General features: G+C 45.4%; 13 protein-coding genes and 1 pseudogene. 6 read left to right on the forward strand and 8 right to left on the reverse strand.

Annotated elements, in window-relative coordinates; genetic code table 11:
- Positions 1-241 precede the first annotated feature (241 nt).
- Positions 242-994 carry a C39 family peptidase gene (locus GYO_RS39800; protein ID WP_014115300.1) on the forward strand — a complete coding sequence of 251 codons (753 nt, stop codon included), beginning with the start codon at positions 242-244 and terminating at the stop codon, positions 992-994.
- A 253-nt stretch (positions 995-1,247) separates the two neighbouring features.
- Positions 1,248-1,912, forward strand: a pseudogene (gene pelC, locus GYO_RS39805) (pectate/pectin lyase PelC).
- Positions 1,913-1,935: 23 nt separating this feature from the next.
- Here the strand turns inward: pelC and GYO_RS39810 are convergent.
- The 5 genes from GYO_RS39810 to hprK are packed head-to-tail and all read right to left on the reverse strand — an operon-like array spanning position 1,936 to position 5,822.
- Positions 1,936-2,454, reverse strand: coding sequence for an acyltransferase (locus GYO_RS39810; RefSeq protein WP_014115302.1), 519 nt, complete (start codon positions 2,452-2,454; stop codon positions 1,936-1,938).
- Between the two features lie 3 nt (positions 2,455-2,457).
- Positions 2,458-3,108, reverse strand: a complete 651-nt coding sequence (gene ppaX, locus GYO_RS39815) for a pyrophosphatase PpaX (RefSeq protein ID WP_014115303.1) — start codon at positions 3,106-3,108, stop codon at positions 2,458-2,460.
- Complete coding sequence (locus GYO_RS39820) at positions 3,105-4,043, reverse strand: nucleoside recognition domain-containing protein (RefSeq protein WP_014115304.1); 939 nt, start codon at positions 4,041-4,043, stop codon at positions 3,105-3,107. The genes ppaX and GYO_RS39820 overlap by 4 nt, the downstream gene beginning before the upstream one ends.
- Before the next feature lie 23 nt (positions 4,044-4,066).
- The gene (lgt, locus tag GYO_RS39825) at positions 4,067-4,876 is read right to left on the reverse strand and encodes a prolipoprotein diacylglyceryl transferase (protein WP_014115305.1); all 810 of its coding nucleotides are present in this window, start codon (positions 4,874-4,876) and stop codon (positions 4,067-4,069) included.
- Positions 4,877-4,889: 13 nt separating this feature from the next.
- Complete coding sequence (gene hprK, locus GYO_RS39830) at positions 4,890-5,822, reverse strand: HPr(Ser) kinase/phosphatase (protein WP_014115306.1); 933 nt, start codon at positions 5,820-5,822, stop codon at positions 4,890-4,892.
- A gap of 181 nt (positions 5,823-6,003) precedes the next feature.
- On the opposite strand from hprK, the gene nagA reads away from it, so the two are divergent.
- Genes nagA through nagR form a run of 3 tightly spaced genes read left to right on the forward strand, consistent with a single transcriptional unit; the run spans position 6,004 to position 8,668 of the window.
- Positions 6,004-7,194, forward strand: coding sequence for an N-acetylglucosamine-6-phosphate deacetylase (gene nagA, locus GYO_RS39835; RefSeq protein ID WP_014115307.1), 1,191 nt, complete (start codon positions 6,004-6,006; stop codon positions 7,192-7,194).
- On the forward strand, positions 7,191-7,919 hold the full coding sequence (gene nagB / locus GYO_RS39840) for a glucosamine-6-phosphate deaminase (RefSeq protein ID WP_014115308.1): 729 nt from the start codon (positions 7,191-7,193) through the stop codon (positions 7,917-7,919). Before nagA ends, nagB begins: the two co-directional genes overlap by 4 nt.
- A 17-nt stretch (positions 7,920-7,936) precedes the next feature.
- Positions 7,937-8,668 carry an N-acetylglucosamine utilization transcriptional regulator NagR gene (gene nagR / locus GYO_RS39845; RefSeq protein WP_014115309.1) on the forward strand — a complete coding sequence of 244 codons (732 nt, stop codon included), beginning with the start codon at positions 7,937-7,939 and terminating at the stop codon, positions 8,666-8,668.
- Between the two features lie 18 nt (positions 8,669-8,686).
- Here nagR and GYO_RS39850 read toward each other — a convergent pair whose 3' ends face one another.
- Positions 8,687-12,556, reverse strand: coding sequence for a lamin tail domain-containing metallophosphoesterase family protein (locus GYO_RS39850; protein ID WP_014115310.1), 3,870 nt, complete (start codon positions 12,554-12,556; stop codon positions 8,687-8,689).
- A gap of 164 nt (positions 12,557-12,720) precedes the next feature.
- Between GYO_RS39850 and GYO_RS39855 the strand changes: the two genes are divergently transcribed.
- Positions 12,721-13,194, forward strand: a complete 474-nt coding sequence (locus GYO_RS39855; protein ID WP_014115311.1) for a MarR family transcriptional regulator — start codon at positions 12,721-12,723, stop codon at positions 13,192-13,194.
- A 40-nt stretch (positions 13,195-13,234) separates the two neighbouring features.
- Here the strand turns inward: GYO_RS39855 and cypX are convergent, their stop codons facing one another.
- Both cypX and pchC read right to left on the reverse strand, forming a co-directional pair.
- On the reverse strand, positions 13,235-14,452 hold the full coding sequence (gene cypX / locus GYO_RS39860; RefSeq protein WP_014115312.1) for a pulcherriminic acid synthase: 1,218 nt from the start codon (positions 14,450-14,452) through the stop codon (positions 13,235-13,237).
- A gap of 14 nt (positions 14,453-14,466) precedes the next feature.
- Entirely contained in the window at positions 14,467-15,213 is a 747-nt protein-coding gene (gene pchC, locus GYO_RS39865) for a cyclo(L-leucyl-L-leucyl) synthase (RefSeq protein WP_014115313.1), read from the reverse strand.
- Between the last annotated feature and the right edge of the window lie 238 nt (positions 15,214-15,451).

The following is a 15,451-nucleotide window of genomic DNA, read 5'->3' on the forward strand; positions in this document are numbered from 1 at the left end:
GCACCTCCGTTGCATTGTTTGAAGGAAAATTCCGAATCCTTTAGTTCGCTAATATGATAATATGTTAGCAGATGAAAGAATGAAAATCAATGCTTAACTTCAGTCAAGATATTTTTAGTTCAGATATCCTCCTCCCAATTATGAAAAAATCATGAATAAATGATTAAAGGTACGTAATATCTCAAATTCTTTATGTTTGGCATGCTATAATACAAATCAAATAGAGAACAAGGAGATAAAGATGAAAACACTGCGAACTCTATGTGTACTGATCATTCTTTCAGGCGTTATTTTTTTCGGACTTAAAATAGATGCAAAAGATATAGATATTCCTTTTTTGAACAGCCTTAAAAAAGTGGTTTCTGATAGCAATACGGGCACAGCCGCGAACAGCAAAAAGGAGCTGAAGGGAAGCGCAGAACCACTGGATGTCGTCCTTTACAATCAGATGGACGCGCCTCGGCTCTATAATGGCTGTGAAGTAACAAGTCTTGCGATGGTGCTGAATTACGCGGGATACAGCGTGACAAAAAACACACTGGCTAACCAGATAGCCACAGTGCCTTTGACATACAGCAGCGGATTAAAAGGTGATCCGAATGACGGATTTGTCGGGGATATGGCGAATGGACCGGGTCTCGGTGTCTATCATGGACCGATCTATCAGCTGGCGAAAACCTATGCCGGAGACAAAGTGTCTGACCTGACTGGAAAAAGCATTTCTGCTGTTTATGAACAGCTTGAGAAAGGCAATCCTGTTTGGGTCATCACAACCTCCAACTTTACGCCAGTTGACAACATGCAGACATGGAAAACACCAAACGGAACGATTGACATTACGTACAGTGAACACAGCGTCGCCGTCACGGGATATGATGCAAAATATGTCTATCTCAATGATCCGTATGGCTATAAAAACAGAAAAACCGACAGAGCCAGCTTTGAAAAAGCGTGGGAACAGATGGGCAGCCAGGCCGTTGTGATTCAAAAGTAAACAGCTGACAACCGTTCGTTTTCACAATAGTATGCTCTATCCTGAGCAAATACGACAATATTCACGCTTTTTGTTTCAATCGGTAATATCGATTCATTTTCCAGTTACCATCCAACATTATCTTTACTTTCAGGCTGTCTGTTTTTATGATTAAAGCAGATTCAGCCTTGCCCCGATCTATGTGAGAGAAGCCGGCGCAAGACGCTGAAGCTTCTCTTACAAAAATTAAAGCGATCCGGGGAGGATTTTATCATTGAAAAAAATCGTGTCTATCCTATTTATGTTCAGTTTGGTTATGGGTTTCAGCCAGTTTCAGTCATCAACTGCTTTTGCAGCTGACAAAGTGGTGCACGAAACAATTATCGTACCAAAAAATACAACATATGACGGGAAGGGACAGCGGTTTGTAGCAGGGAAAGAATTAGGTGACGGAAGCCAGTCCGAAAATCAGGAACCTGTTTTTCGTGTAGAGGATGGAGCAACTCTGAAAAATGTGGTGCTCGGCACACCTGCTGCTGATGGCGTGCACACTTATGGAAACGTTAACATTCAGAATGTGAAGTGGGAAGATGTTGGCGAGGATGCGTTAACGGTGAAGAAGGAAGGAAAAGTGACCATCGACGGCGGCTCTGCCCAAAAAGCGTCAGATAAGATTTTCCAAATCAATAAAGCCAGCACATTCACAGTGAAAAACTTCACTGCGGACACTGGCGGAAAGTTCATTAGACAGCTTGGCGGTTCAACCTTCCACGTTGATGTGATCATTGACAAGTGCACCATCACGAACATGAAAGAAGCGATATCCGGACAGACAGCAAAACAAGCACGGTTAGAATGACAAATACACGCTACTCCAATGTCGGCCAAAAATGGATTGGCGTTCAGCATATTTACGAAAACAATAATACTCAATTTTGAATATAAAAAAAGTCCGCTGATGTTTATTCAGCGGGCTTTTTCCATCTTTCTTGCAATTCTTCCTTTGTATAGATGATCCTCATCGGATTTCCGCCGACAAAAGCCCCGGCAGGCACATCTTTATGGACAAGTGTTCCGGCGGACACAACTGCGCCATCCCCTATTTCCACACCGGGCAGAATAGTCGTGTTGGCACCGATCATCACTTCGTCTCCGATCAGGACTTTGCCGATCCGGTATTCTTGAATCAAATACTCATGGGCCAAAATGGTCGTATTGTACCCGATGATTGTATTTGTTCCGACTGAGATCTTTTCCGGAAACATAATATCCGGCATCACCATGAGGGCAAAGGAAGTCTGCTTTCCAACCTTCATCCGCAGAAATGTACGGTACAGCCAGTTTTTCATCCCTATAAACGGTGTATATCTCGCAATTTGAATGACAATAAAATTTTTGACAACCTTTAAAAAAGGCACCGTTTGATAGACATGCCATAGTGAGTTAGCCCCCGAGACCGGATGACGATCTGTTTTTCTCACAGATTACTTCACTCCAACGATTTGTAATAGATCACTCATTTTCTCAAGCATATAATCAGGCTCATGCTTCGCCAGTGTTTCCGGCCCTTTAATCGTCCATGCGACTCCAGCCGTTTTTGTCCCGGCGTTTTTCCCTGACAGCACATCATGGTAATTATCTCCGACCATAATGGCTTCCGCCGGCTCGCTTCCCAGCTGTTTCAGCGCTAAAAGCACAGGCTCGGGATCAGGCTTTGCCATCGTCACATCATCAAGGGTAACGACCGTTTCAAAGAATTCGCCGATTCCCGTCAGCTTGAGGCCCATATTGACAGTATCTCTTAATTTCGTTGTCACAATCCCTAATTTAAAGCCGGCTTTTTTTAATGCATCCAGGGTTTCATACACCGTTTCATATTCAGTCACGAGTGTATCATGCATGTCATGATTGTACGCTCTGTACATGGCGATCATATCATCGCATTTATCAGCGTCCATCGAGGAGAATGTGTCAAAAAGAGACGGCCCGATAAACGCAAGAACGTCTTCTCGTTTATACTTGCTCGGGTAATAATGCTCCAGTGTATGCAAAAAGGACGCGATAATTAATTCATTCGTATTAATAAGAGTTCCGTCTAAATCAAACAGAATCGTCGTTACTCGTTTGTCACTCATATTGCTTCCTTTCCAACCGCTGAGGGTTTCCATTTTTTCCATGTGTGCGCAATAGCCATTGTCAGCAGCACTGCGGTGGTGACACGAATCAGAAGAAGAGGCCAGACCGGTATGCCGAGCGGAATAAAGACAAGTGTATCTTCCACCACCGCGTGGCAGGCAACGAGAAAAATAAATGCCAATGTCATATCCCGTCTGCTCACGCCGTCGTCCTCGACAGCTTTGATCATAACACCCGCTCCGTAGGCCAGACCGATCGTCAGTCCCGCCACCATTGTCATGGACGTATTTTTATTCATGCCAAGCAGCTGCGTAAACGGAGACAGCCACCTCGAAAACCGATGCAGCCAGCCTAAATCTCTTAAAAACTGAATGATGATCATCAGCGGGATCACTATTGCCGCCAGCTGCAAAATACCAAGTCCAGCTTTCGTTAAAGCTTCGGCCAGCATTGCCAGCCAGCCGTCAGGGGCCGCACTCTTCGCGGTGATAAAACCGTACTGCGCCGTTTCCTGTCCGCCATGCCAGATGAGGTTGATGACGATCGCTGACACAGCGGCCAAACCGATGCGCACCGCCAAAATAACGCCAATTCTGATACCAACCTTTGCGGCAACTGTCGATTCGATAATCAAGTTATGACAGAATGAAAGCATTACAGCTAAAATAAAGACTTCCTTCACAGATAAATCCAATGTCAAAATTCCGGCAATTCCTGCATACAGATTCAGCATATTTCCCAGTACAAGCGGAATGGCCGCTTCACCCGAAAGCCCGAACAGGCCCATAACTGGTGTGATCAGCCGTACAAGCCAATCCATGACAGGTGTATGCTGAAGCAAAGTGACCAATAGTGTTACCGGGAAAATGACTTTACCGAGTGTCCATGTTGTTTGAAGCCCCGCCGTTAGACCGGCCATAAAGATCTTCTTCATCCCTCATCCCCCTTTGTTGACGTCTACTCTGCGTACCGCTCCTTCGAGTATCCCTTGACGCGTCTGAAGATGATGGCTGCCACAGCCAAAACAATCAATACGATTGAAATCACCTGAGCGATGCGAAGTGCATCAGTCAGCATTAAGCTGTCAGTCCGCATTCCTTCAATAAAGTATCGTCCGATTGAATACCAAATGATATAGATCAAGAACATCTCGCCTCTACGCAAATTTGCTTTGCGCAAGAACAGCAAAATGATGACGCCGACAAAGCTCCATAGTGATTCATATAAAAAAGTAGGGTGATAATATTGTCCATCAATGTACATTTGATTGATAATAAATTCAGGCAGGTGCAGGCTTTCTAAAAAGGCTCTGCTGACTGCCTCACCGTGCGCTTCCTGATTCATGAAGTTTCCCCAGCGGCCGATCGCCTGGCCGAGTAAAATGCTTGGCGCGGCAATATCCGCAAGCTTCCAGAACGAAAGGTTTTTCACTCTCGAAAACACATAACCTGTTAAAATGGCGCCGATCAATCCGCCGTGAATGGCAATGCCGCCTTTCCAAATCTTAATGATTTCTCCGGGATGTGCCGCATAATAATCCCATTCAAATGCAACGTAATAAATTCGTGCGCAAATAATCGCAATCGGAATGGCAAACAGGACAAGATCGATAAACGTATCTTTCTGCAGCCCCCGTTTCTCACTTTCCCTCATCGCAATCCAAAGCCCAAGCAAAGCGCCGAGACCGATAATGATTCCGTACCAATGGACGGCCAACGGCCCTAGCTGAAACGCTATCGGATTAAGTGGTTCTATCGCTTCATTCATTTAACGCCAACTCCTATTCGTCTTGTTCACTGTCTTCAATGACATCCGCCAGCTTATTGGTAAATTGCTCAGCGGCGTTCAGCCCCATCCGCTTCAATCTGAAGTTCATTGCTGCCACTTCGATGATGACTGCGAGATTTCGGCCCGGACGGACAGGAATCGTCAGTTTTGTAATTTCTGTATCAATGATTTTCATGGTTTCTTCCTCAAGCCCGAGACGGTCGTATTGCTTGCCCTGCTCCCAAAGTTCAAGATTCATGACAATCGTAATCCGTTTATTGCTTCTGACCGCACCGGCACCAAACAGCGTCATCACGTTGATAATGCCAAGCCCTCTGATTTCAAGGAGATGCTCAATTAATTCAGGAGCGTTTCCGACAAGGGTATCCTGATCTTCCTGCCGAATTTCAACACAATCATCGGCGACAAGGCGGTGCCCCCTTTTCACAAGCTCCAGCGCGGTTTCACTTTTCCCGACGCCGCTCTTTCCTGTGATCAATACGCCGACACCGTATATATCCACAAGCACACCGTGAATGGCTGTGGTTGGCGCAAGTCTGCTCTCAAGGAAGTTGGTCAACCGGCTTGACAGCCTTGTCGTTTTCAGCGGCGATCTGAGGACAGGCACGCCGTTTTTCTCAGAAGCGTCAATCAGCTCCTGCGGGATAGGCATATCTCTAGAAAGAATAATAGCTGGTGTTACATCCGTGCACAGAGAATCCATTCGCTGCTTTTTATCCTCTTCCGGCAGCTGTTCAAAGAAAGAAAGCTCCGTTTTTCCGAGAAGCTGCACGCGCTCTCTCGGGTAATATGTAAAATATCCGGCAATTTCAATGCCTGGTCTTGATAAGTCACTCATTGTAATCGGGCGGTTAACTCCTTCTTCTCCGCTGATTAATTCCAAATTGAACTGTTCCATTACGTCTTTTGTGCGAACCTTTGCCACGATATGTTCCTCCTGTTCCGGGCTGCCCCGAGCTTGCTCACAATAATTTCATTTTATCACTTTCGGGCTTGAACCTAAAACAGATTTTATAAAAGACAGGAAAACGCCTTAGCTGGTCTAGATCACTAGTCTGAAAAGGGGTAAAATAAATGTATTCATATTCCAGAAAGGCGGATCACCTATGGCAGAAAGTCTTCTTATCAAAGGCATCGCGATCGTGACAGAAAACGAAGTAATCAAAAATGGCTATGTCGGAATCAATGAAGGAAAAATCAGCACAATCTCAACAGAACGTCCTAAAGAGTCTTATTCAAAAGAGATTCAAGCACCGGCAGATTCCGTTTTGCTTCCCGGGATGATTGACATTCATATTCACGGCGGCTATGGCGCAGATACAATGGATTCAAGCTTTTCAGCCCTCGACACCATGTCGTCAAGGCTGCCCGAAGAAGGCACGACGAGCTTTTTGGCAACAACGATTACTCAGGAACATGGGCACATTTCTCAAGCTTTGGTAAATGCAAAAGATTGGAAAGCAGCTGAGGAATCCTCTTTATTAGGTGCGGAACTGCTCGGCATTCATTTAGAGGGCCCCTTTGTTTCACCTAAAAGAGCCGGGGCGCAGCCAAAGGAATGGATCAGGCCTTCGGATGTTGCGCTTTTCAAAAAGTGGCAGCAGGAGGCGGGCGGACTGATCAAAATTGTCACACTCGCGCCCGAAGAGGACCAGCATTTTGAACTAATCCGCTATTTGAAAGACGAATCGATTATCGCGTCGATGGGGCACACAGATGCCGACTCCGCATTACTGTCGGAGGCCGCGAAAGCAGGCGCGAGCCATATGACCCATCTTTACAACGCGATGAGCCCGTTTCATCACCGAGAGCCCGGAGTGATCGGAACGGCACTTGCCCATGATGGGTTTATGGCAGAGCTTATTGCCGACGGCATCCACTCCCATCCTTTAGCGGCAAAGCTTGCTTTCTTGGCAAAAGGCAGCACCAAGCTCATTTTAATTACCGATTCAATGAGGGCAAAAGGCCTGAAAGACGGCGTATATGAGTTCGGCGGCCAAAGTGTGACGGTAAGAGGAAAAACAGCTCTTCTTTCAGACGGAACACTTGCCGGTTCGATCCTCAAAATGAACGAAGGCGCACGGCATATGCGTGAGTTTACAAATTGTTCTTGGACGGATATAGCTAATATAACTTCTGCAAACGCGGCCAAACAGCTGGGCATCTTTGACCGAAAAGGCAGTGTGACAGAGGGAAAAGATGCGGATCTTGTCATTGTCAGCAGTGATTGCGAGGTGATTCTCACCATTTGCCGCGGAAACATTGCATTTATATCCAAGGAGGCTGACCAGATATGAAAGTAATAGAATGTCAAACATATGAAGAGCTAAGCCAAAAAGCAGCCAAAATAGCGGCAGACACAATCAAGGAAAAACCTGACGCCGTTCTCGGTTTAGCGACAGGCGGCACACCGGAAGGCACGTATCGCGAGCTGATCCGCCTGCACCAAACTGAGAATCTCTCATTTCAAAACGTCACCACGGTTAATTTGGATGAATACGCCGGACTTTCAAGCGATGACCCGAACAGCTATCACTTCTATATGAATCATCGTTTTTTTCAGCATATCGATAGCCTTCCAAACCGGCATTTTATCCCGAATGGAAATGCAGACGACCTGGAAGCCGAATGCAGACGGTACGAACAAGTAGTCGAATCCCTCGGCGGCACTGACATTCAGCTTCTCGGCATCGGCCGAAACGGACATATCGGCTTTAACGAACCGGGAACGCCTTTCAAGTCGCGGACACACGTTGTGACCTTAAATGAACAAACCCGCCAGGCGAATGCCAGATATTTTCCTTCAATAGACAGTGTGCCAAAAAAAGCGCTCACAATGGGAATCCAGACGATTCTCACAAGCAAGCGCATTCTGCTGCTTATTTCCGGCAAAAGCAAGGCAGAAGCAGTGAAAAAGCTGTTAGAAGGAGACATAAGTGAAGATTTCCCTGCATCTGCTTTGCACCTGCATTCCGATGTAACGGTTTTGATTGATCGTGAAGCAGCGGCATTAAGACCTTGAAAGGAACATGCTGACTTATGAAGATCGATAAACAATCGCCTATTCCGATTTATTATCAGATTATGGAACAATTAAAAGCGCAAATAAAGAGCGGAGAGCTGCTGCCGGATATGCCTCTTCCCTCTGAGCGTGAATATGCCGAACAATTTGGGATCAGCCGGATGACGGTTCGCCAGGCTCTTTCTAATTTAGTCAATGAAGGCTTTCTCTATCGCCTTAAAGGGCGGGGAACCTTTGTCAGCAAGCCAAAAATGGAACAAGCACTCCAAGGGCTGACAAGCTTTACCGAGGATATGAAAAGCCGCGGGATGACACCGGGCAGCAGGCTCATTGACTACAAGCTTATTGATTCAACGGAGGGGCTCGCCGCTATATTAGGTTGCGGGCACCCCTCCCCTATCCATCAAGTCACTCGGGTGCGACTGGCAAATGATATTCCGATGGCGATCGAATCCTCGCATATTCCGTTTGAGCTTGCGGGTGAATTAAATGAATCGCATTTTCAGTCTTCGATTTACGAGCATATTGAAAGGTACAACAGCATACCGATTTCCAGTGCAAAACAGGAGCTTGAACCAAGCGCTGCAACATCTCAAGAAGCAAGCATTCTCGGCATTCAAAAGGGGGCGCCTGTCCTGTTAATCAAACGAACAACATATTTACAGAACGGAACTGCTTTTGAACATGCCAAATCTGTATACAGAGGCGACCGTTATACATTTGTCCACTATATGGATCGGCTTTCATAAAAAAACCTCCAATCCTTTTTAAGGATTGGAGACATGGCGAAAATCTAACTGGTCTGGCGCCGGACGATATGTCTCTTTTTTCGTCTTGAACTTCCAGATCGGTGATTTCGTTTTGCCGTTAAAACTGTCTTCTACAATGATGTACCAATAATAAACAGAATGCGGCTCGAGATGATCCCAGCGGAATTCAGCAGTATCCCCGCTCTTTACTTGCTCCCGTTTTCCGAGCTCTTCATTGGTATATACATTACACTCAAAATAATCGGTTTCCACCTTTTTGATCCTCGGCTTCAAATCAAGCGAAAGAGAAAACTCATCCTTGTCACCGTGGGTATCCGCATCATAGTAGTTTTTATCTTGTAAATGCGGAGAGTACGTCGACACATGCACCATATCATTCGCCTGGTCAAATTGCAGCAAACGCAAATACCCTTGCCCGCCTTCTGGCCCGCCCTGATAATCGGCCAGCATTTGATGCACGAGGCGATCCGGTTTTCCATCACCATCATCATCAAGCTCATCAGTTTTTCTCATCGCACTATGATAATGTCCGCTTAACACCATCACGACATTCGGATTCGTCTTCACGACTTTTTTAAATATTTTCTCTCCGATCGGGCTTCTGTTTCCGCTGACCAGCAAATACTCATGAAAAGCTAAAACAGCCATCCGGTCAGGGTGCTTCTTCAGTACCTGATTCATCCATGCGATGTCTTCATTGGTAATGCCCCATCCCATGTATAGCATGATGTAATCATTGCCGTTGCTTGAAATCAGGTCGTAATGCCCTCGGTTATTTTTATAGGAACCGCCATAATGCAATTTTTTATCAAAACGATCACTGCCAAAGTATTTGCCAAACGCCCTGTAGGAGCCGTCCTTATGCCCGACATCGTGGTTACCGGCCAGCACGCCGTAAGGAATCCCGCTTTTATCCAGAACGGACATTGACCGATTCGCGTTTTTCCACTGTCTGATATCAGCTGAATCATCTACAATATCACCCGTGTGAAACACATATTTGATATTGAGTTGCTTTTGATTATCTTTTATCCATGCAGTTTGTTTATCAAAAATATGCGGATAGCTTTCGGCGTAATACTGTGTATCGGACATCCAGACAAATGTGTACATATCCTTCGCAGGAGGAATTTCATCCTGTACGATCACATTCATCTTCGACTTCCGTACAAAATCGGAGGCGATCACAGACGCCTTCAGCATAAACGGTTTGTCATTCTTTGCAACAAAGCTGTCAACCGGCTGCCACTCGTTTGTCCGATAATTCCAAACATACATCGTCACCTTTCTCCCCGGCAAAGAACTTCCCTTCCAGACTGCTTCCGCCAAGTCATTCTCATCAACTGACGGATCAACCGCCACTTCAAAGCGATGATAAGGGAAAAGTTCCTTCTTTTCTGTCGATACTGTTTTTCCGTCAGCAGCAGATACCCTCTCCAATTCTTTATTCGTAAATGGGGTCTCGCTTTCCGGCACAAAGCTTTTCGGCGGCTCAGTCAGTGACGCATGCTTGAATATTTTCACATTGTTTCGCGCTGTATATTGAAATCCTCTATAAAAAGCGACATCCATGGCGTCATTCGTCGGATCCTTCACCCGCACAGAAAGCTTAGCCCTATGCGTGTCGGCTTCGCTGTCTATGACCTCCGGCTGATCTGGATGCTCTCGTTCTGTTTTAAACGTCCGCTCAATGACTGTTTTATTGCCCGCGAGATCCGTTGCTGTCACTTTTAGCGAATGTTTTCCCGGCAAAAGTTCAGAAGATGACGTATGGTATGGGAGTGTAATGCTTTCACCATCTAAAGACGCCTTCACTTCCTCAATTTTGCTCCATTTATCATACATATCCGCCTGCAGGATGAGGTTTCCTTTGTACGTTTGTCCCTCGGTGATATTCGGCTCAATGTGAGGCCCTGAATTATCTACCCGCACAACCAAGCTTACATTTTCCTTGCCGTCGCTCGCTTGAATATGGTGAACCCCTTCAGAAAGCTTTGATGTATCCCACTCCAGCAGCTGTGACGTAAACAGTCCGTCAGGCAGATTGAATTGAAATTGCCAGCTTTTATTCGAGCGCTGATTATCTCCAATAAAGAGTTCCTTCTCAGGAGAAACCCTCTGATCCCTGATCACCGTACCATCCGATAACACCAGTCGGGCGTTTTTGACTAAGAAATCATCACGGTTTTCAGCCGTATCAAACGGCGATACCTTTGAACCTGATCGTATCGTAATATGCTGCAGCTGCTTCCCTTTGCGAAGCAGCGTCTCCGGCAATGGAACAGAATAGGTGCGGTATTTATTTGTCGTATCATCGAACACCTTTAATACTTTGCCTTCCATCGTTACCGCGTTTTTAAAGTAAAGATTCGTTTTTCTCGTATCGAACGCAAAATACACTTCTTTTTCCATAGCGGGCTCTGTCACTTGTTTTTTTCCGTCAATCCACAGCCTAATGCTGTCAGTGCGCCCGTCTGTCGTCGCTTTTAGAAACTGAGTTCCCGATAGCGTATCTCTGTTTTCAATATTCATCCGCAAACCGTGCGACTTGCTTGTTTGTTTAATATCAATCATTTTGACCGGGGTTCTTGCTTCATTGATCCCGTCCCCTGCAGTCACGTAATACTCAAGCTGATCCTTCCCGATCAGTTCAGGCGAATACACAATATAATGATAGAGATTGTCGTTGCGGTCTTTTTCAGCGAAAATGCGCTTAAACGGTTTGTTTTCATCTGTCCGATAGTAGAAAGCCGCCGTTTTCACAAGACTGCGATCCCGTATGTCAGCACGCAGCTCAATGCTTTCAGCAGGACGGACAGGCTTGCGGTCAGTCAAATCCTCAATGACTGGTTTTTCTTTATCAAGCTTGATTTTTCGTTTCTGCTCAGGCACCTGCGCCTGTAATACAGTTCCGGGGGACGGATTCTTTTCTCCGATTGAAATATTGAGAAGTTCTGCGGTACCGTCCATCGGATACTTGTAAAGCACAGACGACAGCCGGCGCAGCGCATGTTTCCGATAATGTGCAACCGAAATATCTTTTCCTGTATTCGTTGATATCACGGCTGCACGCGGTCTGGTATTGGCCATGCCCTCTGTCTCTTCTATCACCGCAAGATTTTTCCCTTCCGTTAATTGTGTCTGATAATATCGATTGAAATCCTCCGCCGTCAATTCTGGATGTCCGGCAGGCTTCAGCCAAAACACAAACGTTTCACCGGATGGAATCGTGATCTTTTTTTCCGGTCTCCAAATCAGATCGGAGTCAGGCCCTTCTTTCGGATAGCGGTAACGGATGTGATAGTCTTTAAAATCAATCGTTCTGTCAGTCGTATTATAAATCTCAATAAATTCATAACCGTCTGCACGTCCAATGTTCTTTGTATCAACCGCTAGTTCTGTGATCAGAAGCTCCGGGATATGGGCAAGATCAGCCTGATATCCTTCGAGCTTCAGTTTCTTCATCTCCGACTCGACCCGCTGCTTCCCATTGGAAACCACAATGTAATACTCAAGCTCGCTGTTCCAAATCAATCGTTTCGGAATTTGCGCGAAAAACTTGCGGACCGCTCCAGGTGTCGGATCCATCGGCACCATTTTGTAGCCCAGCTCATTACTTTGTTTATAAAACAGAAAGGCAGAAAATGCTTGATACTCATTGTCACGCACTTGAGCCTCAATCATCAGATTGCTTTTCATTTCAGCTTTCACATCGATTTGAGGAGGATTTTCAAGCAAGGGTATGTAATGAGGCGTTTGGAATGGTTCCTGATTTATAACAGGAAAAGCTTTCGGTTCATGATGGCCGCCAGACAAAACTGAAAGAAAAGACAAGAATAAAGAAGCAATAACAGTGTATTTCCTCATCAAAACACCTCCCTTTTCATGTATTTTGCGTCTGAACAGGGAAGCTTATGAGTTCATTTTTGTGCATAAAGAACAAAAAAGCGTCTGCCTCTTGAAGATTCCACTATTACCCAGTAAACTAAGGATAGTTAACCAGTTAACAATTAAATCAGAGAGGCAAATTGATGGACAACAGTATTCATGATGAATTAATTCAAGCTATACAACAATTCGCTTTAAAAAGGGATAAACGTGTCATGCAAAAGGTACAGATACCATCCCGCGACATGTCCTCAGAACATCTCGAACATCTCAGAAAAGAATGGACATTGACCCAGCTTCACATTGTTTCCTGTATACATACCAGCCAAAATGTGAACAACAGCTTCTTAGCATCCCGCTTACATATTTCAAAAGCCGCTGTTTCAAAAGCAGTTCAAGCTTTGTTGAAACACAATATCATCACAGTGACAAAAAAGCCCGGCAACAAAAAAGAAATTTTTTATACGCTAACTGAAAGCGGCAGAGAACTGGCGGCATTACATGAACAGCTTCATGAGAAAGCAAAGGAGCAATACAAACAGCTCTTCAATGAATTTTCAATTGATGATTTAAAAACAGTGACTGCGTTTTTCAACTTGTGGGTAAAACATATGTAAAAAAAGCCTCCCCCGCATGGGAGAGACCTTTGAAATCTTATTACGCCCTGTCAAACGCAACGTGAAGTGAGACAGGTCCGCGTGTATACAGACCGGACTCAGCATAACGAAAACCTTCCTCTAATCTGATATTCCGCATCTTATCCAGCACAATATTGGCTACAATCTCGATTTCGGTTTTGGCAAAAGCTGCTCCTACACAGTTATGGATGCCTGATCCGAAAGCGAGATGCCGGGCGGCGCCGCTAAAAGCGCTCTTGATGCCGAGATCTTCCCGATGAATATAAAACACGTCAGGACGTTCAAACGCTTCAGGGTCCCGGTTAGCCGCTCCGATCATACAAAAAACAATCGTATCTTTTTTGATTTCCATACCGCCGACCACCGTATCTTGGGACAGCTGCCGCGGAATCAGCTGAACCGGCGGTTTATACCGCAACGTCTCCGCAATGGCTCTTGGCACTAACGAACGGTCAGCCAAAACATCATTCATCTGCTCGGGATTGTTGAGCAAATGATAAATCATCAGTGCCAGCGTCTTATCTGCCGGTTCCGTTGCGGCTAACAGCACATTGAGTATCAGTGCCAGTATATCCTTGTCCGACATCGCCATGCCTTCATATTCAGAAGTACATAGGATGGAAATTAAATCAGATCCCGGATTGACGCGGCGTTCTTCGATGACCGGCATCAAGTATTGAGAAAGCTGTTCGCTGCACCATAAAGAATGCGCCCGCGCTTCTGGAGTCTGAGAGATACTCGTAATAAAATCGGCAACCCCGCTGTGCCACTCAGCGATTTTTTCATGATCTCTTTTATCCAGCCCGAGCATGTCCATCGTGACACACACTGCAAACGTCTTTCCAAAATCATTGACGAGATCGATTCTTCCTCTTTCAAGATAAGGTGCTAACAAGTTTTCTGCATTTTGTTTAATCAATGGAGACAGATGATCCAATGCGTCCCCTACAAAGCTTCTCACTACAATTCTTCTTTTAGCGGAGTGTTCTTTCCCATGCATTTGGGCCAGCACAGGGCCGCGCATGACCGGTTCAGCACGCTGAACAAGTGATTTTGTCGTGAAAATATCAGGATGCTGAAGGATATAGCGGACATCGTGATAGCGGCTGATAAAATAGCTGTCTATCGACTCTTCATAATGAACAGGATCTTCCTCCCGCAGCTGTGAAAAATAAGCATATGGATTTTCTTGAAATTGATCAGAAAGCACGCTAAACAATTTAATGGATTGATTCATGTTAACTCCCCCTATCATCCTTCAGATGTGATCCGTGTTTCAGAAAGCATCTGCGCCATTTCTTGCACAATGAGATACCCTTGATTCGGCCGCATACGAATAGAAAATTCATGGTTACTGATCTTCTCACCCAGCTTCCACGGACGATGATAAGCAAGGAGCGTCTCTTCCACCTCAAGAATATCCGGAGCTCCGATAAAAAACGGCAGCTCAGCAATGACATATTCCACAGCCAAATTCAGCATATCCTCACTGACTTCTTCCATCATCAAACTGATTCCGCGTGCACGCCCGATAATCGCTTCATGAGACATGTCCAAACAAGCATGCCGAAAATGTGGCTGCTCAAAAAACGCATGTTCAACTTCTTGTCTCATCAGCTGATAGGCTTTGTTTTCCGTGAAATCAGAAAATGTATGAATCGCCTTCGTGTCCCCGCCATGAGCCGCAAGAGCCCTTTCTGCAAATCTCCTGTTTCGCGATACCTCTTTCCTTACCTTTCGTTCAGCCTTGCCTCTGGGAGTGCCGAGCGCTTCAAGAAGGTTAGCCGCCTCATGCCCCGCAAGCAAAACGGAAACGCTTTTAAATTCAGCTGTCGCCCATCCAATCAATCTGTAAATATAATCTTCAGAAAACCTGCTGTTAAATGGGCTGATCCCCACCAAAACATGCTGGCGCCGTTCAAATATTTCTCTGCAATTTTGTGTCAGTGGCTCAGCAGTAAAATCTATAGGCTTTCTTTCCGTCGCCATTTCGGTCATCTCATTCACCCCTAAAAAACTTATCCCGCTTTAAGTCATCACCCTCATAAAGAATTGGAACAACTGGCACAACTGAACAAGACGAATGGCAGGCAGCACTTAAAGTTACCAAGCGAATTATGTTAAGATTCAAACTTCTATGTTCATTTTTCAAGGTGCATATCATAATTAATGTTTACTAGTAAACATTAGTCATTTTATCCCTTATTCCTCTACCCGTCAATATAATCTGTACCCA

Source organism: Bacillus spizizenii TU-B-10, from assembly GCF_000227465.1.
GTDB classification, from domain to species: Bacteria; Bacillota; Bacilli; order Bacillales; family Bacillaceae; genus Bacillus; species Bacillus spizizenii.